The sequence below is a fragment of the Siphonobacter sp. SORGH_AS_0500 genome (genome assembly GCF_002838835.1).
Lineage (GTDB): Bacteria > Bacteroidota > Bacteroidia > Cytophagales > Spirosomataceae > Siphonobacter.
Genome location: NZ_NHPP01000009.1, coordinates 1 through 19,838, shown reverse-complemented (window position 1 = coordinate 19,838; position 19,838 = coordinate 1). Strand labels below are relative to the sequence as shown.

13 protein-coding genes and 1 pseudogene are annotated in these 19,838 nt (G+C 44.6%); 3 read left to right on the top strand and 11 right to left on the bottom strand.

What is annotated here, in order from left to right:
• Nucleotides 1-526 precede the first annotated feature (526 nt).
• The 5 genes from BWI96_RS12130 to BWI96_RS12110 form a co-directional block, all read right to left on the bottom strand.
• On the bottom strand, nt 527-949 hold the full coding sequence (locus BWI96_RS12130; protein ID WP_106636903.1) for a response regulator: 423 nt from the start codon (nt 947-949) through the stop codon (nt 527-529).
• Nucleotides 950-1,041: 92 nt separating this feature from the next.
• The gene (locus BWI96_RS21930; protein ID WP_198555243.1) at nt 1,042-1,797 is read right to left on the bottom strand and encodes an ATP-binding protein; all 756 of its coding nucleotides are present in this window, start codon (nt 1,795-1,797) and stop codon (nt 1,042-1,044) included.
• Nucleotides 1,755-2,081, bottom strand: a complete 327-nt coding sequence (locus BWI96_RS12120) for a PAS domain S-box protein (RefSeq protein ID WP_106637088.1) — start codon at nt 2,079-2,081, stop codon at nt 1,755-1,757. The genes BWI96_RS21930 and BWI96_RS12120 overlap by 43 nt, the downstream gene beginning before the upstream one ends.
• 453 nt (nt 2,082-2,534) lie before the next feature.
• Entirely contained in the window at nt 2,535-3,137 is a 603-nt protein-coding gene (locus tag BWI96_RS12115; protein WP_106636902.1) for a DNA-binding response regulator, read from the bottom strand.
• A 14-nt stretch (nt 3,138-3,151) separates the two neighbouring features.
• Complete coding sequence (locus BWI96_RS12110; RefSeq protein WP_106636901.1) at nt 3,152-6,538, bottom strand: ATP-binding protein; 3,387 nt, start codon at nt 6,536-6,538, stop codon at nt 3,152-3,154.
• A gap of 376 nt (nt 6,539-6,914) precedes the next feature.
• Between BWI96_RS12110 and BWI96_RS12105 the strand changes: the two are divergent.
• Nucleotides 6,915-9,226 (top strand): annotated as a pseudogene (locus BWI96_RS12105) (FdhF/YdeP family oxidoreductase).
• A gap of 38 nt (nt 9,227-9,264) precedes the next feature.
• A complete protein-coding gene (locus tag BWI96_RS12100) occupies nt 9,265-10,122 on the top strand; it encodes an esterase family protein (RefSeq protein ID WP_106636900.1) in 858 nt (285 codons plus the stop codon).
• Nucleotides 10,123-10,187: 65 nt separating this feature from the next.
• Here BWI96_RS12100 and BWI96_RS12095 read toward each other — a convergent pair whose 3' ends face one another.
• From BWI96_RS12095 to BWI96_RS12075, 5 genes are all read right to left on the bottom strand, one after another.
• On the bottom strand, nt 10,188-11,045 hold the full coding sequence (locus BWI96_RS12095) for a hypothetical protein (RefSeq protein WP_106636899.1): 858 nt from the start codon (nt 11,043-11,045) through the stop codon (nt 10,188-10,190).
• Complete coding sequence (locus tag BWI96_RS12090) at nt 11,042-11,272, bottom strand: hypothetical protein (RefSeq protein WP_157830339.1); 231 nt, start codon at nt 11,270-11,272, stop codon at nt 11,042-11,044. Before BWI96_RS12090 ends, BWI96_RS12095 begins: the two co-directional genes overlap by 4 nt.
• A 316-nt stretch (nt 11,273-11,588) precedes the next feature.
• Nucleotides 11,589-12,083 carry a hypothetical protein gene (locus BWI96_RS12085; RefSeq protein ID WP_106636897.1) on the bottom strand — a complete coding sequence of 165 codons (495 nt, stop codon included), beginning with the start codon at nt 12,081-12,083 and terminating at the stop codon, nt 11,589-11,591.
• A 741-nt stretch (nt 12,084-12,824) separates the two neighbouring features.
• On the bottom strand, nt 12,825-14,525 hold the full coding sequence (locus BWI96_RS12080; protein WP_106636896.1) for a carboxypeptidase-like regulatory domain-containing protein: 1,701 nt from the start codon (nt 14,523-14,525) through the stop codon (nt 12,825-12,827).
• Nucleotides 14,526-14,576: 51 nt separating this feature from the next.
• The gene (locus tag BWI96_RS12075) at nt 14,577-16,478 is read right to left on the bottom strand and encodes an AAA domain-containing protein (protein ID WP_106636895.1); all 1,902 of its coding nucleotides are present in this window, start codon (nt 16,476-16,478) and stop codon (nt 14,577-14,579) included.
• Nucleotides 16,479-16,787: 309 nt separating this feature from the next.
• Here BWI96_RS12075 and BWI96_RS12070 point away from each other — a divergent pair, with 309 nt between their 5' ends.
• Nucleotides 16,788-18,674: a glycosyltransferase gene (locus tag BWI96_RS12070; RefSeq protein ID WP_106636894.1), complete on the top strand. Its 1,887-nt coding sequence runs from the start codon at nt 16,788-16,790 to the stop codon at nt 18,672-18,674.
• Between the two features lie 345 nt (nt 18,675-19,019).
• Here BWI96_RS12070 and BWI96_RS12065 read toward each other — a convergent pair.
• On the bottom strand, nt 19,020-19,838 hold an 819-nt coding region (locus BWI96_RS12065; protein WP_157830338.1), incomplete at its 5' end, for a T9SS type A sorting domain-containing protein.

Genomic DNA, 19,838 nt, shown 5'->3' with positions numbered 1-19,838 from the left:
AGGCTGGCTGTCCGGCATGGGCAAATCACGAACAGGTATAGTTAGCAAAGCATTCATAAAAATATGGCGGTTTAAATCGTTGGCGGAATGCAGATGGCGATCTTGCATACAACAAAAATAGGATTTATCAGGGAATAAAAAAGTTTGTTGAGCCTATTTTTACATTATAAAATTGTAAATTCTAAAAGCATATCTCTGGTTTTTATCGAATGATATGTTTTATACTGGGCTGATGGTGAGAAATATATACGAAGAAAGGTATAATTCAGATTATTAAATGCGGCAGACCTAGAAGATAAAAGGGGATAGCCGCTGCTTCAGTTCTGCTGGATAAATTGTATATTTTTTATAATAATTTAGCTGAGTATCTTTACCAGTCAGGAAGGAAGCAGGAGGAATAGGGGTAAAAAACGCGGGATATAACGTAACAAAGGGATTGATACTCAGGAGAATGTTTATGAAAAAAGGAGCGACCTATTTATGAAAAAATGGTTCGCTCCTTTGGGGTATTGGGTCTTTCTATGCTTTAATCCTCTTTTTCAAAATACTCTTCCACCAATTGGGAGAATATCTCGGGGCGAAGAGGTTTGTGTAGAAAACTTACAATCTGATTGTCGAGTTTAGCCCGGTTTTCGTCATCGGGATTCAGGGAAGTGGTGAGCATTGTAACGATCACTTTCACTTTGAATTTTTCTTCAAGCTGATGGTAGGCAGTCATGAAATCCCAACCGCTCAGGCCGGGCATGTTAATGTCAAGCAGAATAATACCGGGACGAACCGAATCGGCAAGTTGCTGGCTAGTCAGAAAATCTAGAGCATCCTTTACGTTCGATACCGCTTTTACCTGCACATCGATACCCGTACGCTCGATGGCTTTGGTGTGAATGAGATTTGTAAACTTATCATCATCTACCAGTAATACGCCGTGTAGATCTTTATATTTCTTCATAAAACATTAAAGGCTAAGAAAAGGAAGAGTAACCCAAAAGGTACTACCTTGATTAGTGACGGACTCTACCTGAATAGTTCCGCCGTGCATTTCTACAATTTTTTGCAGTGAGCCAGCCCAATGCCGTTGCCTTCGTATGCCTCTCGCTCGTGCAGACGCTGGAAAATGAGAAAGATTTTTTCCTTGAATTCCGGAGCAATGCCAATGCCATTATCCGAAACGGCAAAACGCCATCCTTCAGCGGTTTGTTCGGCAGTGATGCGGATGTCGGGAGAAACGCCAGGCTTTCGGAATTTGATAGCATTACTCAGTAAATTCTGAAATAACTGGTGAAGCTCGGTCGCGTACCCGACCAGAATAGGCAGGTTTTCGAAGTGAATCTCTGCTCCAGAAGCTTTAATGGGAACGGATAAGTCGCTGATAACCGTCTCCACTAACTGCTGACAATCCACCCGGACCAACTTGGCTTGCTGACCGAGTCGGGAATAATCCAACAGGCAGCGAATGAGGTTTCGCATCCGGCTTGCTCCCTGACTGATGACGTCGAAGTACATATTCGCCGTTTCATCAAATAAAGAACCGTATTCGTATTGTAGCAATTCAACAAAATTCGTCAGGTTCAAAAGTGGCTCCTGCAAATCGTGGGAAGCGATGTAGACGAACTGTTCTAGTTCTTTGTTTTTGTGTTCAATTTGCTGGGCGTGCTGAAGAATGATTTTTTCCGCCAGTTGTCGATCGGTAAGATCCCGGGTAATTTTGGCAAAACCAATGACTTCTGCCTTTTCATTGTACAGGGCTTTAATACTTATGGAAGCCCAGAACGTAGTCTTATCTTTTTCACACGCCAACCTTCCCGCTGAACACTTCCCTTCGAAGCAGCCTCCAAGAGTAACTGGCCGGGTGTGTCAAGCAGAAGATCGGTTTCGGAGTAGAACACTCTGAAGTTCTTGCCAATGATTTCCTGGGCGGAGTAACCCTTGATGCGTTCAGCTCCTTTGTTCCACGATTGAATATAGCCTTTGTTGTCCAGAAGTATAATGGCGTAATCTTCTACTTCTTCCATCATTTGAAGTAGCTTAAGCTTCGTAGGATCCGAAAGCAGGGAGGTAGAAGCTAAAGGGGGGGTATGCATGGGAATCAGCGATGTATGAATTCTTACTCATCTGAAACAAACGAGCAAGAGTGATATAAAATGAACCAGATTTTACCGACAAAGTTTTTTGCTGGATTTAAAGCACTTGTCATTCAATGCTCTTCAGTACCAGGTAAAGGCTCTTCATAACCTGGCTCTGATAAGTAAACATAATTTAGCTACAAAAAAGTCAATTTTATAATAAAAAGTCTAAATTATTTATTATAAAATAAGTAGAAATACATTTAAGTGCCGACTGTGTTTGGTTTGTAAATGATTAAATTTCAGTATTTTAGATAGGCTTAGCTTGACAGGATTTTAGTAAACTTTGTTTAATGGGACGCCTAATTTTCTCTATTATTCTATAGAGTAAGATGATCGGGAGTCCTTTTCTTGTAGATGGATAAATCAGCTCATGCAGTAAAGAACTGGCTCATCCAGCAAGGAAACACCTTACTGGGATGAGCCACTAGCCTGTTTTAAATACTCAGACGGCGTTATTTGATAAAGGTCTTTAAAGCACTTGGTGAAATATGCCGGACTTTCAAAACCTACCCGATAAGCTGTTTGCGAACTGTTATAGCCCTCTTCCAGAAAAACAATGGCTCGTTTGAGTCGATAGTTGCGAATGACTTCGCTGATGGGCAGACCCGTGAGGGCTTTGATCTTGCGGTGCAGACTCACCCGGCTCATGCCAATAAGTTGAGCGAACTCTTCAACACCCAGTGAGGAATCATCCAGTCGCTCTTCCAGCAGGGTATAACAGCGGGTAAGGAAGGGATCTTCAACCGTCGAAGGCTGGGCGTTTGGTTCGGTAAGGGCCTGCAAGGCATACTGCTGAATCATTCGCTGCTGGTCGAGCAGATTTCGGACTTGCAACTGAAGCTCCTGGATATGAAAAGGCTTGGTAATATAGGCGTTAGCTCCGTAGTTGAGTCCTTCAATGCGGTTTTGATAACCTGATTTAGCCGTTAATAGAATGATAGGAATATGACTAGTCTGCTCGTCTTTTTTTAAGGCTTGGCATAACTCCAATCCCGTCATAATGGGCATCATGACATCACTAATGATTAAATCAGGCCTAGGGCCAAGGCTTGTTTGAGTCCCTCCGAACCGTTGGCAGCCCAGCTTACCCGATAGGATTGTGAAAGGCTATCGGTAATAAATTCAGCTAGTTCGGCATTGTCTTCTACCACCAATAACAGCGGCATCTGGAAATCTTCTTCTTTCTCTATTTTGACGGTCGGAATGACTTCGGTAACAGCCTGTTGATAAGGCAACCAAATGACAAACGTAGTACCAATGTTTAACTTGCTTTCCACGTGAATATGACCTTGCTGAATATCCACGAGCTCTTTTACCAATGATAAACCAATGCCGGTTCCCTGCCGGTAATGGCTTTCATCGACCTGATAAAAGCGATCAAAAATGTGTGGTAAAGCTTCGGGGGCAATGCCAATGGCGGAATCCTGAACGCTGAGGTATACCCCGCCGGATAAAGATTTCCAGAACTCGGGAAGCTGGATTTCTGTAGGCGGCGTTTGGGAAATGACCAGCCGTACCTGATCGCCGGATTTAGAAAATTTCAGGGCATTGGAAAGCAGGTTATACGTGATACGTTCAAGCTTGTCAATATCAAACCAGTATTCCTGAGAGGGGCCATGTAGCTGGGTTTTGAACTGAATGCCCTTTCGTTCCGCCTCCATCTGAAACGAGGCCGTCAAATTCGTAATCACTTCGCTGAGGTGACCCCGCACTAAAGATAGTTGCATGAGTCCTGACTCAAGCTTGGCCAGGTCCATGAGCTGGTTAATGAGTCGTAGTAACTGGTGAGCGTTGCGTTCAATACTGTCGATCCAGCGTTGCTGGTGAGGTAACTCTACTTCCTGCCGAAGCCGCTCGGCGGGGGTCAAAATCAACGTGAGTGGCGTTCTGAATTCGTGGGTAATGTTAGAGAAAAAACGAGTTTTCAATTCATCGAGCAGGCGAAGCTGAGCGGCCTCTTTTTCCTTCAGAGAAATGGCTTGTTTATACCGATCCTGGTTAATGCGGTACTGAATAAAAGCCCATAATAATCCGCCGCCCAGCAGCAAGTATAGCCCGTAAGCCCACCAGGTGCGGTAAAAAGGGGGCTCAATGGTTAATGTTAACTGATAGATATGCGGACTCCATTGCCCGGTAGTGTTCGTAGCGTTAATCTGAAGGACATAATTGCCGGGCGGGAGTTTGGTGTAATGAGCTAGCGAAGCATGCCCCGTGTAGTTCCATTCTTCGTCATAACCCAACAGTTGGTAACGATACTTGAGTTTATGTGGCTGGTTATACTGCAAACCCGAGAAGTCGAAAGTCAACGAGTTTTGATCATAGGGTAGCGTTAACTCCTTTAAACCCGAAACCGCCTGAGCGAAGGGGGTTTGAGCAATGGGGATGTTGTTAATGTTAATACTGGTAAGGGCCGACCGAGGTTGGTACCAATCCACGAAAGACCGGGTAGGCATAAAAAGAGTCCAGCCTTCAATACCGCCAAAGGCAAGCCTGCCGTCGGGTAATCTAAGAAAATGAAAGCGGTTGAATTCTTCGCCGGGAAGTCCGTCGGAAGCCTGAAAAATGCGAATTTGATGCGTTTTAGGATGGAACTGGCAGAGTCCTTTGTTCGTCGCCAGCCACAAATTACCCGCCTGATCGGGTAAAATGGAGTAAATAGTGTTGTCGGGTAAGCCTTGAGCAACCGTATAGATTTTGCTGGTTTTAGTACTTTTCTGAAAGCAAATGAGTCCATCATAACTGCCGATCCAGAGCAAATCTGGATCAGAAGGGTCTTTTACAATCCCGATGAGCTGGTTCGTAGGAATGACCTGGGGATTTTTCTCGCGGGTGATGAATTCAATCCGATGACTTTTGCGGTCAATAGCGATTAACCCGTCAAAGGCAGTGGTGAGCCAGATGGTTTGTGCATCGACGTATAAATCCACTGGAGTAATCGGACGGTGATCCTTTTTGGCAAAGGACAAATCTTGAAAAACCGAGGCTGAAAGCTGAGTGGTCCATTGACGGGTAAGGGCGTCAAAAGAAGCCAGATAACCGTCATTACCCATAATCCATAGTTGCCCTTGCGGATCAAAACTTAAGCCCCGAATGCCTTCGTAAAGGAAATTAGTAGTTCTTAAGCCCGGCGGCGAAGGAAGCAAGACCATACGTCGCTGCTGTTCGTCCCAGTACCCTATATTTTTCCATAAAGCGATCCAGAGCCGTTTCTGGGCATCGTACTGCGAACGTAGGGTATAACTTGATAACTGAAACTCAGGTTCATTTTTCGGCCAGCCGAACGTTTGAGCGAGGGAAAGACCAAATTCTTTCCGAAACAGATCTTCGTGAAAGGAATCTTTGTTTTCAAAAACATGAAAATAAGGAGCGTCAAGGTCAATTTGATGAATGCCCGCAGCGTTGGTGCCCAGCCAGATTAGACCTGACCGATCCACTAAAAAGGAGCAGGCTTCCCGCAGGTCTTCCAGAGCCGACTCACCCACATGCCGAATGCCCCGTCGGTCGGAATATTCATAGACACTGCCCTGGATTTCCCAGTATTGATGGCCATTAGGGCCCGTTCTAATCCATCGAATGGATTGATTCTGATCTTTCAGGAAAGGGACCTGCCGAAAGGTATTCCGCTCGGGGTTCAGGAAAATGAGCTTTCGGGCATCGCTGAACATGAGCTCGCCGTTGCGGCGTTCGATCATGGAAATCATGTCAGTAAGTATGGCAGGACTCGTGCCAAAATCCAGTGGAAAAGGCAGCGAAACTGGCGTGTATCGACCCGTGGTGGGATTAATAAAGCCGAGACCCTTCATGCTAATCACCCAGACGCGATGGCGACTGTCTTCCATAATTCCCCGAATACTATCAGAGGGTAAGTGATGCGAGTGCCGGGTGAAATGAGTGACTTTCTGGTGTTGCCGGTCGTAGTAATACAGCCCATTTTGTAGCTCAATGCCCCATACGTTACTGTTATGATCCACTAAAAGGCCCTGACTGATGAAGTAATGAGGGTTTTTACGAAAGAGGGGTTCCTGGGAAACGTGGGTAACTTGCTCGGTTTCGGGATCGAAGACATCCAAAGCCGTACTTTCGTACTGAATCCAGATCTTGTTGTGAACATCGGGAATCAGATAAGAAAGAACGTTCGAGTGCAGGCTCGTCGAATCATTTTTATCATGCTGGAAAACCTTGAAATGTGTACCATCGTAACGAGCCAGCCCGTTGCGGGTGGCGGCCCAGACAAAACCCGTACGATCCTGTACCAGACCAGATACGAAAGCCTGGGGTAATCCATCGCGGGGGGTAATGACGCGTTTGGGGCGGTTGATTTTCGAAAGTTCCTGAGCCGATCCCAGGTAAGGAATGAAAATCAATAAAATTAACCTCAGCCACTGGCGGAAGCTCTGGGTTAAGAAACTCATAAACTAATTAAAAGTATGGGCAAAAAGAGGGCAGTAAAAATACTTTACCTAACAATATTAAAAAATGAACGGCAAGAATGGCGGTAGTAGGTACGAGTATTTAACCATAAATGGTAAGAAAATATGATATGGTAAGAAGTTGTATAAGTGTTAAAATATGAAAAATAACAAATGTTTATAAGACATGACTTAAGATTGAAAACACTTGACGAAGGCTAGGGTTAAGTAGTCCAAAGCATGAGGCCAATATTGCCTGGAAAAACGAAGAAAGAAAATACCACACTGCTCGTGGAAACAGGTTCGTTAGTAGTACCTTGTTACTAAACATTAAATCTGAAGTGGGTTACAGCCAGAAGCTCATTTCCTACAAATAGCCATGAAAGACAATACCATATTAACCCAGCCTCCAGAGACCCTTACGGGGCTGAGTGTGAGCAAACCCTCTAAAATAGCTGCGGGTTTAAAAGCCGTGATTCAATCCATGGAATTTGCCTGGAGTGAGGGGGGAGTGGGCCGGGGTACGCAGGCTCTGTTGAATCTGAACCAGAAAGATGGCTTTGACTGCTCATCGTGTGCCTGGCCCGATCCCGATGGGCATCGCTCAGTGGCTGAGTTCTGCGAAAACGGAGCCAAAGCCACCGCCTCTGATGCGGATACAAGGCGGGCTGATCCCGAGTTTTTTAGTAAACACAGTCTGGCCGAGTTATCCCGCATGACCGATCGGGATCTCAATAATGCGGGCCGATTAACGCATCCACTGATTCGCCGGCCAGGAGCCACGCATTATGCTCCCATTACCTGGCTAGAGGCTTTTGAGTTAATAGGACGGGAACTGAATGCTCTGGCTTCGCCGGATGAAGCTTTGTTTTATACTTCGGGGAAAGTACCCAACGAGCCCGCTTTCTTATACCAGCTTTTTGTTCGGCAGTTCGGCACCAATAATTTACCCGATTGTTCGAACATGTGTCACGAAAGTAGTGGAACCGCTCTGGCTCCAACGCTGGGCTTAGGTAAAGGGTCGACAACACTGCACGACATTCATGAAGCGGAAGTCATCCTCATCATGGGTCAAAATCCGGGCACGAACCACCCACGGATGCTGACGGCTCTTCAGATTGCCAAGAAAAAGGGAGCCAAGATTATTGCGATTAATCCTTTGCATGAAACGGGTCTGGATCACTTCAAAAATCCACAGGATTTCATGAATCCCATTAAAGCTGTGGGTACACTGGTGGGAAAAGGAACGCCCATTGCGGATGTATTCCTTCAAGTGAAGATCAATGGCGATATGGCAGTATTGAAAGGCATTATCAAGCATTTATTCGCCCTGGAAGAAAAGCATCCGGGGAAAGTAATAGATCAACGTTTTATCGAGGAATTCACGGCTGGTTACGAAGCCTTTCGCATTAATTCCCGCCAGGATTCCTGGGATGAGATTGAAGCCAGCAGTGGGCTCAGCCGTAAGGAAATAGAAGCCGCTGCCGAATTACTGGCTTTTAAAGATAAAATAGTAACCTGTTGGGCTATGGGTATTACCCAGCACAAAAACGGGGTAGATACGATTAAGGAAATCGTAAATATGCACCTACTTAAAGGTGCCATCGGCAAAATTGGAGCAGGCACCTGCCCCGTGCGGGGTCACTCCAACGTGCAGGGAGATCGCACGATGGGAATCTGGGAAAAACCCGAAGAGAAATTTCTCGATGCTTTGAAAAAGGAATACCGTTTTGAGCCACCCCGCAAGCACGGTTTGGATACCATTGATGGAGTCAAAGCCATGCACGAAGGCAAACTTAAGGTATTTATAAGTATGGGGGGAACTTGCTTTCGGCTTCTTCGGATACTGAATTTGTGGCCGAGGGGATTCGTCAGTTGAAATTAAGTGTGTACGTCAGTACCAAACTGAATCGCGGGCATCTGACGACGGGAGAAACCGCCCTGATTCTACCTTGTTACGCTCACCTGGATAAAGACATGCAACGTTCGGGCCAGCAGTTTACTTCCTGTGAAAACTCCATGGGTGTGGTTAGTCAAAGCAAAGGGGTGCTTGATCCACTAGAAGGCGAGATGCTCAGCGAAGTAGCCATCATTTCAGGCATGGCTCTAGCTACGCTGGGTGAAAAATCGACGGTAGATTGGGTAGGGTACACCGAGAATTATGATACCATTCGTGATTCGATTGCCCGGATTGTGCCGGGTTTTGAAAACTTCAATGAAAAAATTCGCAAGCCCGGTGGTTTTTACCTTCCCAATGGCCCTCGTCATCGGCAATTTAATACTTCAAACGGACGGGCTAATTTTTCAGTAACTCAGATCGAAGCTCATGAACTGGAAAAAGATCAATTGGTGTTAATGACCATTCGGAGTCACGATCAGTTTAACACTACAATTTACGATTATAATGATCGCTACCGGGGCGTGTTTGGCGAGCGGCGGGTGATTTTTATGAATGCCGAAGACATGGCTGAACGGAACATCAAACATGAGCAGTTGGTAAACATTACCAGTCATTTTAACGGGCAGCAGCGTCGGATTGAGCGATTCATTGCATTGTCCTATGACATTCCGAAAGGAAATACCGCCGCGTATTACCCCGAAGCAAATCCGCTTGTACCGATTGATAGCGTGGCTAAAGAAAGTAATACGCCTACGTCTAAATTTGTAGTGGTAAGCATCGAAGCTGCCTGATGAAGTCCTATCACTAAAATCACCCGTATTTCGAGCGTATGAAAATAGTTATTATCCTGTTTTTACTCATCGGCAGTCCTGCTGTTTTCGGACAAAAAGGGCATTTACAGGAAAGCCTACCCCTTAAAAGTAGCATTTTAGGCAAAGTGGTCAATTACAGCATTCTTTTGCCTGAGGGTTATGAAACCACCAATCGTCGCTACCCCGTGCTGTATTTATTGCACGGATTTGGCGATGACGAAACTGGCTGGACTCAGATGGGAGAGGTAGAAAGAATAGTGGAGGAAACCAAAGCCGTTCCCATGATTATTGTGATGCCCAATGCGGAGAAAACCTGGTACATGAACAGTGCCGACGGCAAAATTCGCTACGAGGATTTCTTTATAAAAGAACTCATTCCCTACATCGATTCAACCTACCGCAGTCGACCGCAGAAAAACTACCGGGCCATTGCGGGGCTTTCCATGGGTGGCTACGGAACGCTATTACTGGCCACCAAACATCCTGAATATTTTGCCGCTGCCGCTCCGCTGAGTGCAGCTGTGTTTACCGATGAAGAAATCGTAACCATGAAACCGGAAGATTACCAGCGAAGATTTGGAAAAGTGATGCCGACCGAGCTAAAGGGTAAAAACCGACTGAGCGATCACTGGCAACAGTTCTCAATTTTTAATCTGGTGCAGAAACAGCCCGTCGAGTCACTGAAATCGGTTCGTTATTACATCGATTGCGGTGATGACGACCATCTCATACGGGCCAACATGGCCCTGCACACTACGTTGCTGGATAAGACTATTCCACACGAATTTCGGGTTCACGATGGCGGCCATACCTGGACCTACTGGCGGGAAGCCCTGCCAAAAGTCCTCGGATTTGTCTCGCAAAGCTTTCATTAACGAGCCAGAAAAACAGGCGTAGTAAAGAGTCCACGGGTATCATTACTAGTGGACTCTTTACGTGATTAGAGTTTAAACTGAACGCCGCCCGTGAGGCCCAGGTATAGGCCGTAGGTTTGTCGGGAGGTTACTTTTTCCCAGAGCTGCAAGCCATGTAAATCCGGGCCGTTTTCATTTTTGAAATGCACCTGATTGAGGGAAGGGCCGGCGAAAATTTCCCAGCGATCCTGAAGTTTGAACGTGGGTAATAGCCGTAGTGCATAGCGATAGTACTCGCGGTTTTTGAAATCAGTTAAGGTTAAGCTCGCCACTTCCAGATTAAGTCGAAAGGCAGGCGTATCCATCAAATGAGCTCCCAGACCTCCTTCGAAGGCGAGTAACGAAGGAGTCTGTAAATGATAGCCCAGCCCTAAAATGCCATACAAAACGCGTCCGCCGGAGCGGAAGGTGAGTAAGGTGTTCAGAATTTCGTCGGTGCTGAGGCTAAAGGATTTTTCTCCACTCTTAACAAAATTGAGCAGGGCAATGGGATAATCACTCGTATCGGCAATATTGATAAGTCCGGCCAGTTGAATGCCCCGAACTTTTTTCGCTACATTAACCAGACCCCCAATTTGATTATTGGCCTGATTGCTCCGGTTGAAAACCCCACTGATCTGAGTTACCTGCGAGCTTCCCCGGCTGGTATTACCTAGTCCCGCTAGTTGTAGGCCATCCGTTTTTCCGGCTACGTTTACAATGCCCGCCAGTTGAACCCCCGTAAACTCCTGACTCACTACGTTAGTAACACCCGCCAGTTGCAGAGCTTTGGCCGAATGAGCCGTATTAACTACGCCTGTTAGTTGCGTTCCCTGAACGTGACCTCCCGTTTGATTATAAACGCCAGAGAGTTGTAAGCCTCGGGCATTTTCGCGAATATTCAACCAACGCCCGCCAGAGCTACGCCCGTTTCCGCTCCCGAAACGCCAATCAGGCCGTGCAGGGAAAAGGGATTGCTGTATTCGGCGGCAAGGTGGCCATTACTACTTAAAGGGTAAATCAGACCGATGTGGGCCACGCTGGTTTTGCTGGGCTGATGTTGAGCAGAAAGGAGCAAACTATGAAAAGGGAGACTATAAAGTAAGGCACGAAAAATGAATGCAATCTTCATTGGTTTGGCTAAAAAATAGATGAAGGACAAGCCTTTTTCTTTTGAAGTCATGCATGAACCTTCAAGTCAAAAGCGATCCTATGACAGCCTGAGCCAAAATACCCCTACGAGAAGAATAAAATTTTTTAATTAAGACATGAAAAAAGGAATTACCAGCTAAACTCTCCGCTCTGGTTGGTGTCCTTGCCAAACACTAGGCTTTTAGTAAGGCTGGTGAAGCCCTCCGCCAGGGTAGGAGGAAAATTGTTTTTCTGATTATCAGTAGATTACAAAATACTCATCCCGACATTTAAGCCACACAATGTTTTTTTTATTACTAAAAAGAAAATTCCCCAATTTGACCTGATTTAGCTTTAAATATTATCTTATCATCTTTGTTTATCAATTCTATCTCCCCCCTAACCCTGGCCTTTGACCTTGATATTAAACACCAGTTTGATTTATTTTCTCTAAAAACATAAATATTCTGACATGGTGTTCCTGAACATCCTACAGAAATAACAACAAAATATTGGTCATTCTTTATATTCAGGATTTTAGAATTAACAATTACCATACTTGATTCATTACTAGGCCATATCATTCTCCACTCATCATCATTTTTACTTTTATCAGAAATAACAAAAGGAATTTGGTGTTCACACCATTCTAATAGCTTTTCTTTTTCATTAAAAGACAACTTGCAGGTGGAAGAATCATAATAAACCCAATGCAATTCCGTTGTATACAATTTTTGAGAATATAAATAATTGCAACTAATCGACAGTGCATAAAAAAAAACAATAGGCAGGATTCTTAACGCTTTATCCATAATAAAACACCTCCACTTTTATAGTTATTGTGATTTGCATTTGCTGGATTATAAATAAAATGCCCTGAGCCATCTATATTATTGATAGGAGTAATGCCTGGTTTATGCGACTACATCCCTCCTTTATCCTACCTATCTTAACCTGAATTCGGGACAAAAATTTAGCTGGTATGCTATAAAACAGGAGACCTATTAAGTATCTAACATTTTAATAGTTAGCCACTATAACGCCATATTTCAAAGGGTAAAGTTATTGAAATATTTTGTACCGTAGATGATTTTTGAAGGAGTTCGAGCTACGCATCAAAGAATTAAAGCAAGTTCAGGTTAGTGGAGAAAAGCGGCATAGAAGCAGAGCATTATTAATGTCTACCTCTGAAAATCTAACCATTTTAATCTGTTTTCATTTAGGCTCGTACAAAACTTTTAAACATTACTATCAGCAGATCGTACAAGATCATTGGGTGGATTTATTTCCCAAAAATCTGTCTTACATCCGCCTTGGCTGGTGTCCTCACCAACCACTAGGCTTGGGCTGGTGAAGACCCCAGTCAGGGTAGGAGTAACCGAGCCCGCCTCTTACCCAGACGCGATAAAGTGGCGTCTCTACCTTTTCAAAACCAAAATTTGGGGTCAAACTACGTTTACTACATTACGGATTCCCACGCAGTTGCTCAACTCTGGCCAAGCAACTGCGTGTTTTCGCTTTTAGTAACAGTCTCTTAAATATGAAAAGGGGGATTACCAGCTAAATTCTACCGCAAACTGTCCCCCTAACCAAACGCGGCCCATACCTACTTTGGCACTGGGTAAATGCTGGGCGGGGTCGGCTAAATAAGGAGCAGCAAAAACGGTTTGCCCGGAATGATACAGCGAAGCGGTCGGGCCGGTAATAAAGGCGAGATGTTTAGTTTTTTTCCAGCGAAGTATGGGCTGGAGTCGGTACAAATTACCGAGTTGTGACCAACTGCCCTGATACGTACTTTGAGAACTGAATTCAACGGCAAAGTCAAAATGGTCGGATAGCGTAAATTCAGAGCCAATGCCCAGCCCAAAAGTAAATAGTTTTCGCTGATAAGCAGGAGAATAACCGGCAATTAATACGGTATAAAAATGAGGGGTGCCACTCTTGAATTCCAACTGAAGAGGCACGAGTTCATTGGCTGAAAGTGAGAAGGTTTTCTTCCCATTCTTAGTTAAATTGACTAATCCAATGCTGGCTCCCGAAGAGCTATCGGCCTGGTTAATAATTCCGATTTGAAAGCCTTTGAGGTGATGGGCATAGTTATAAAGTCCGGCAATCTGAATGCGGGCATTTTCGCCGGAATGGCTATTGAAAAGTCCGGCAATTTGGAGTACGCTCGAACCCCTTTTAATATGATTGCTAAGGCCGGCTATTTGTAGCGAATGTTCTGCCTGGCGGGTCACATTCATAACTCCTGCCAGTTGCAGGGCTCCCAAATTACGCTGCGAAAAATTATGGACGCCTGACAACTGCAAACCCTTCAACGTATCCATAATGTTGTTGTGAAGACCCGCAATCTGTACGCCCCGAACGCTGCCGCCCACCAGATTAAACAATCCCGCTACTTGCAGGGAACGAACGTTGTTCTTAGTAATGTTGAAGACGCCTGCCACTTCAACGCCATTAACGCCCGCATTATAACCACCGAGCAGGTTTATGGAAACGGTATTAACGATCTGCGTACTTAGTCGGCCTCGGCTGCTTAATCCTGGTGTTAAGGCCACCTGATAGGGGAGATTGACAAAAAACTGACTTAGGTTTTGGCTCTGACTTCGCAGCCGCCGTGAAAGTAATCGCCGACCTAACCAGCTATTTTCCCCGCCTGAATGCTGATTAACGGTAACTTCCTGTAAATAAACTGATTTGGGTTTAATACGAATGTTTACGTTCTCATCTGGTGGAATAACGAGGGTGGTATCATGATAACCCAGCCGGCTAACGGTAAAAAGGGGGGTAGTTTTTTGAGCTTTTAAACGCAGGCGAAAATGACCCTGATCATTACTTGAAGTAGCAAGTAGGCGGGTTTTGTCGTAAATACTGGCCAGCTCTACTTTTTCTCCCGTTTCTTGGTCGAGAATAGTGCCACTGACGTTGTAAAACTTTTCGGTGATATTCAACTGGATAATCAGGTAATTACCCGTTTGCTTATACAAAAAACGATCGCCCAGAAGCTGATGCAACACGTAATTAACCGTTTGCCGATGCACCCGGATACTCACCAAACTATCCTGATTGAATAAGTGGCTGTTATACGAAAATGAAAACCCGCCCTGCTGGCCTACGCGTTGCAATACCTGAGCTAGGCGTTGTTGCTGGGCGGAAATACTAACGGTTTTAGAAAGTAGATCCTGACCCAGACACCTCTGACTGACAAGAGTAAGCAAGTATAAAAAAAAGGCGAAGCAGATATGTTTCATAGGGCGGGTGATCGGTTTCTTGAAAAGCTGGGGTAGGGCTAGTCTCAACGATTAATTCATGAATTCCCAGGCACTTTGATACGCCTGATGCTGCTCGGCGTAGGCAATGAAATTGGCATAAAAGGGAAACTGAGAAAGCGTAGCACTGTCTCCTACAATAACCAGCTTTTTACGAGCCCGAGTCATGGCTACGTTCATGCGGCGAATATCAGACAGGAACCCAATTTGCCCTTCCGGGTTGCTGCGGGTCATACTGATGTAGACGATATCGCGTTCCTGTCCCTGAAAACTATCAATGGTATTTACCGAAATACGGTGTTGATATGGTTGCAATTCGGGCGAGTGTTCTACCTGTTCCTGAAGTAAATGAATCTGTTGCTTGTAAGGCGAAATAACGGCAATGCTGGGAAAATGCTCAGGACTATAGCGGTGCCGCAGGTCTTCCACCAGCAGACTCAGGTGCTTGATGGTAAATGCTGCCTCTTCGGGATTGGTGGAAGAAGTACCTTCGAGTTTTTCCTCAAATCCGCAGCCCGCCGTGTCAATAAAAGCCAGCGGAGCATCTTCAGCAAACAGACGGTGACTAGCTACCGAAGGGTGAGCTTTGAGCTTGCCTTCATAAAACACCTGAGACGAATAACCCATGATAAGCTCGTTCATGCGGTACTGCTGTTGCAATAGTGTCACGGCCTCGGGATAAGCTTCTACGCATTTTTCCAGTAATGTTTTACTAAGTCCTTTGGCGGCAGCTTCACTGGATTTGATTGTAGGCGAAAGCTGGAAATGGTCTCCGGCCAGAATTACTTTTTTAGCTTTTAAAATCGGAATCCAGCAGGCGGGCTCTAAGGCCTGCCCGGCTTCGTCGATAATAACCGTCTGAAAGGTTAAATTACGCACCGTGTAATGATTTGAGCCAACCAGCGTGGCCGTAATGACCTGAGCTTTATTAACCAGATCGTCAATGGTATACTCTTCCAATGCCGCTACTTCCTTCATAATCCGGTGGGCTTCATCGAAGAGGGCTTTTCGCTGCTGCCGTTCCGCCGGGCCGAAGTTTCGCTTGTACTTATGAGCCATGTTTTTAAATTCATGAGCTCGTTTTTTTAACTCCTTTACCTCTTTGGTTCGGGTATGATCAGCCATTTTATGATCGAGCGTCAGGGCCATTAACCGCGAAGATACCCGGGCCGGATTCCCAACTCGCAGTACATTTAGTCCCTGATCCGAAAGCTTTTCGCTGAGTAAGTCAACGGCTGTGTTACTGGGGGCTACCACCAATACTTTTTCATTGTGATGCTTGACCAGGGTTTTAATGGCCTGCACCAGCGTAGTCGTCTTCCCCGTACCCGGCGGACCATGAACGATGGCCAGGTCATTAGCCTGTTGAATTTTAACGACGGCTTCGGCCTGCGAAGCATTCAAATCCGGCTGAGGAACGGTAAAAATATCGGTATGGAACGTAGGAGTATGCTCACCCGTCAGGATGCGAATGAGTCGCCCCTCGGGCTGCGTTATTTTCTGAGCCGCCGTGTTTAAAGCTGCCTGCATTTCATCGTAGGCATTATCGTCAAAAAGCACATCCACGCCTAGTTTGCCATCCCGCGACCATTCGGGCAGCTCATCCGTTCTCAGCGTCAGGCGAAGTCGATTCCCGCTTTGATGGGCAATTACACCCTCTACTCGATCCTGCTTGGGATCATGATTGGAAAATAATACGGCGGGCATGCCAAACCGAAGCTGGTGGGGTAAGTCCTGATGCGTCGTACGTTCAATCTCTACCGTCAGGTAATCTCCACGACTCATTTCCGTGCCCCGAATGGCGATGGGATACCAGCTCAATCCGTTAGCTCTGCGGTCCGCCACCGAAGACGTTTCCGTTAAACGCAAGTACGATTGCCGATCTTCCTCCCGCTCAATTTTGAGCAGTTCTGTGAGTTTTTTAAAGTAATCCATGCCCAAAGGTAAGGCTCTTTTTACTTGCCTGCATGGCTTTCAAATCAGCAATTTCTATTAATTGATGGAACCTTTCCAGCCTTTGCGTAGGTAGGCCACTGGATAGATTTGTTTGGGTCAGAAGATAAATTTATTCATTTTTGTAGGCAGGTCGAGTTGGCATCAGGAAGATAAATGATCTTTTGGTCAAAGATCTGCTGATCAAAAAGAGAGATAAAATTGAGTATTTACTTTTCATCTGTCTCAAAACTAAGCCTATTACTTCCCCACTTTTAGCTTAGAATTGAAATAAGATCGCGTTACAACAAAATGGATTCTAAAAAAAGATTCTTGCTAATAGCTCCCTGGGATTATCAATTATATGAAGTAATTGAAAAAAATCTGATTCATTTAGGCTATGAAGTAATCGTATTGCATAACAATATTTATCCTTTTGTTTATAAAGACAAACGCGAGCGGACGACGAACTTCTTACGGAGAACCTTCCTTAATGACAAAGGCTATAAGCATAGGTTAATACAAACGTATTCGGATTACAAGCGATTATCGGTCGTTCAGAGTTACGATCATTTTGACATTACGCTGGTGATTCGGGCTGATTTTTTCGATACGGCATTATTACTGGAAGCCAAGAAAAAAAGTGATAAGTTCATCTCTTTTCATTACGATGGTATCTCCCGGAACCTGATGATTCTGCCCCGAATTCACCTTTTTGACCACTTCTATGTCTTTGATCGTCAGGATGTAATCACTTATAAAAAATACGGCGTTGAGTACGCTCCTAATTTTTATTTTGATTATCCCGAAGAAGCCACGGACTTACTCCAAGGAGAAGTTCAGAATAAGATTTATTACATCAGTTCATACCATCCTTCCCGGCTGGATATTATTCAGTCTTTTTACAAGTTCATCAGTAGTAAAATTAGCCCAGTCCAGTTTGATTTTGTCTATAATCACTACGATGAACACCATATTCCAGATTTTGTAAAAGAAAATTTTACGTGTCATCACCGGGTACTTCCTTATGAGTATCAACTACGGATGATTAAAAACAGTGAAATTATTCTGGACTTCTGTATTGATGAACATTCGGGGTTTTCTTTCCGCATTTTTGATGGAATTAAACTAGAAAAGAAAGTCATTACCACCAATCCTTATGTGGTGAATGAAGACTTTTATCATCCAAATAATTTCTTTGTTTTAACGGAAGAGAATAAAGAAGAGTTGGATGAGTTTCTTAAGTTGCCTTTCGTTAAACTTGATGAGGCCATTCGCAGTAAATACTACCTGGGGAACTGGATCAAAACGGTAACTGATTATCCAACGCCTGCTTCCAAAGCCCTGGCTGAGCCATTAATTAGCGTGATTATTCCCTGTTATAATAATGAACGGGTGATTATCGAGGCCATCCAGTCGGTAGAAAATCAGACGTATTCCAACGTTGAAATTATCGTTGTTGACGATGGATCAACGGATAATTCTGTGGCCGTTATCGAGGAATATCGTCAAGACAAAAACATCCAGTTGTATAGTAAACCCAACGGCGGCCCAGCTTCCACCCGTAACTACGGATTTGATCGTTCCAATGGTCAGTTTATTGTTTTTCTCGATGGGGATGATAAGCTGCATCCTGATTTTGTCAAGGAGCATTTTGAGATATTCAGAAAGCATATTCACGTGAGTCTGGTGTATTCGGATGCTGAATTTTTCGAAGGTAAAACCGGGCCCTGGAAGATTATTGATTACGACCGCGACGAGTTTTTAATTTCGAATGCCATTCCCATTTTTGCCATGGTGAGTGCGGCGGCTTTCGAGCAGGCGGGTAAATTTGATGAAAATCTCAAAGGGCTGGAAGACTGGGAGTTATGGATCCGAATTTTAACCAAAAACAGCCACGTTCATAAAATTAAACAGCCGCTGTATTATTACCGCAAAAGGCTAGAGCAAAACTCTTTAACCGACGACGCGGACTTTCATGTGAACTCCGTGCAGTATTACCACTATATCTACAACAAACATATGCAGGCCTACCGGGCCAGACATCTGGATTTATTGCATTTACTGGAAAGTCATCGCAATAACAAAGCTGTATATCGGGATTTTGTTAAATATCGACGTAAGTATTATTCCGTCTGGTATCGCAAGTGGTTCTATTACTTTTTCAGACGAGATAAATACAACGAGATTTTTTCCTAAGCGTTGATACGATCTCAAAAAAAGTTAGAGTCTTTTCAAAGGATAATCGATTGATGCATAGTCTTTGACGCTAAGAAGCTTCTATTTTATAGGAAAGAGCTTCAGAGAAAAGTTACATAATCCCGGCTCGATATATCCAGATACAGGTCTAGTTAAATATCTATGTCATCACTGACATAATTGATAAGCGTAAGGATCTATAGCAATTACGAACAAATGACCATGTCGTAACTAATTAGAGTATATATCATTTGTATTTAAGATAAAAGCCTCTGCCCATTTAAATAGGCAGAGGCTTTTTCTTATCAGGCAAAAATTATTTCGCCTGATAAGAAGTTTTTTAAGTTAATTTTTAATAAGTAGTTGCTGGTAAACGCCACCATAGCTTGTCAATACTGAAACTATATAGGATCCTGGGATTAAAGCCTGAATATCAATGCGATTTTCTGCAGTAGTTTTCACAATTCTTCCCTGCATATCGGAAATAGTTGCCCGTTGAATACTTTGATCACTGTATAAACGTAGCTCAACGGTAGTTTGGGCAGGGTTAGGGACCAGCAAGAGAGCCCCCTGAGTTTTGATAGAATCATAATCAGAGGTGGCAGCTATTCTTGCAGAGGAAGTAGTACATCCTTCCCCGGGCTGCTTGAAACAGGTAGGAATCTGAGCCGAGGTAAGTGGGGTCACCCCGGAAGCCCAACCTCCGTTATTGACTAAAACATATAGCCAGTCTAGAGCACGACTTTCTCCACCGGGTTCAAAGGCAATGTATTTGCAGTTGCCTATTATCTTGACGTAGATATCTTTCCCGGCAGTTGATCCTAGTAACTGATTGTTGGTGTAATTGCAGGCATTGTCTACTGGTGGAGTATTACCAATAGTGAAGGTGTTATAGCCATGCCGAGAGTTGCCCGAATCTCCCGTATCCCCTACATACAAACGATACACCGTTCCCGAAACCAGATTATAGGAAGCCAGATCCACATCAAACACGCCCGTACTGCTAGAGATGTCCGTGCCGTAACCGATGTACTGCATATCCGAATCACGGTAGATGTACCACAGATACGTCCGATTACCCGAGTAAGGATTCGATATCGTTACCCGCTTCTTGGTACTAGCCTGACCCGAAATGCCACTGATGCTAGCCACCACCAGACGATC

Excerpts from the sequence above, each read along its gene's own strand:
- BWI96_RS12130 (WP_106636903.1), bottom strand. The coding sequence starts at position 949 with ATGAAGAAATATAAAGATCTACACGGCGTATTACTGGTAGATGATGAT.
- BWI96_RS12120 (WP_106637088.1), bottom strand. The coding sequence starts at position 2,081 with ATGCATACCCCCCCTTTAGCTTCTACCTCCCTGCTTTCGGATCCTACG.
- BWI96_RS12115 (WP_106636902.1), bottom strand. The coding sequence starts at position 3,137 with ATGATGCCCATTATGACGGGATTGGAGTTATGCCAAGCCTTAAAAAAA.
- BWI96_RS12110 (WP_106636901.1), bottom strand. The coding sequence starts at position 6,538 with ATGAGTTTCTTAACCCAGAGCTTCCGCCAGTGGCTGAGGTTAATTTTA.
- BWI96_RS12100 (WP_106636900.1), top strand. The coding sequence starts at position 9,265 with ATGAAAATAGTTATTATCCTGTTTTTACTCATCGGCAGTCCTGCTGTT.
- BWI96_RS12090 (WP_157830339.1), bottom strand. The coding sequence starts at position 11,272 with ATGAAGATTGCATTCATTTTTCGTGCCTTACTTTATAGTCTCCCTTTT.
- BWI96_RS12085 (WP_106636897.1), bottom strand. The coding sequence starts at position 12,083 with ATGGATAAAGCGTTAAGAATCCTGCCTATTGTTTTTTTTTATGCACTG.
- BWI96_RS12080 (WP_106636896.1), bottom strand. The coding sequence starts at position 14,525 with ATGAAACATATCTGCTTCGCCTTTTTTTTATACTTGCTTACTCTTGTC.
- BWI96_RS12075 (WP_106636895.1), bottom strand. The coding sequence starts at position 16,478 with ATGGATTACTTTAAAAAACTCACAGAACTGCTCAAAATTGAGCGGGAG.
- BWI96_RS12070 (WP_106636894.1), top strand. The coding sequence starts at position 16,788 with ATGGATTCTAAAAAAAGATTCTTGCTAATAGCTCCCTGGGATTATCAA.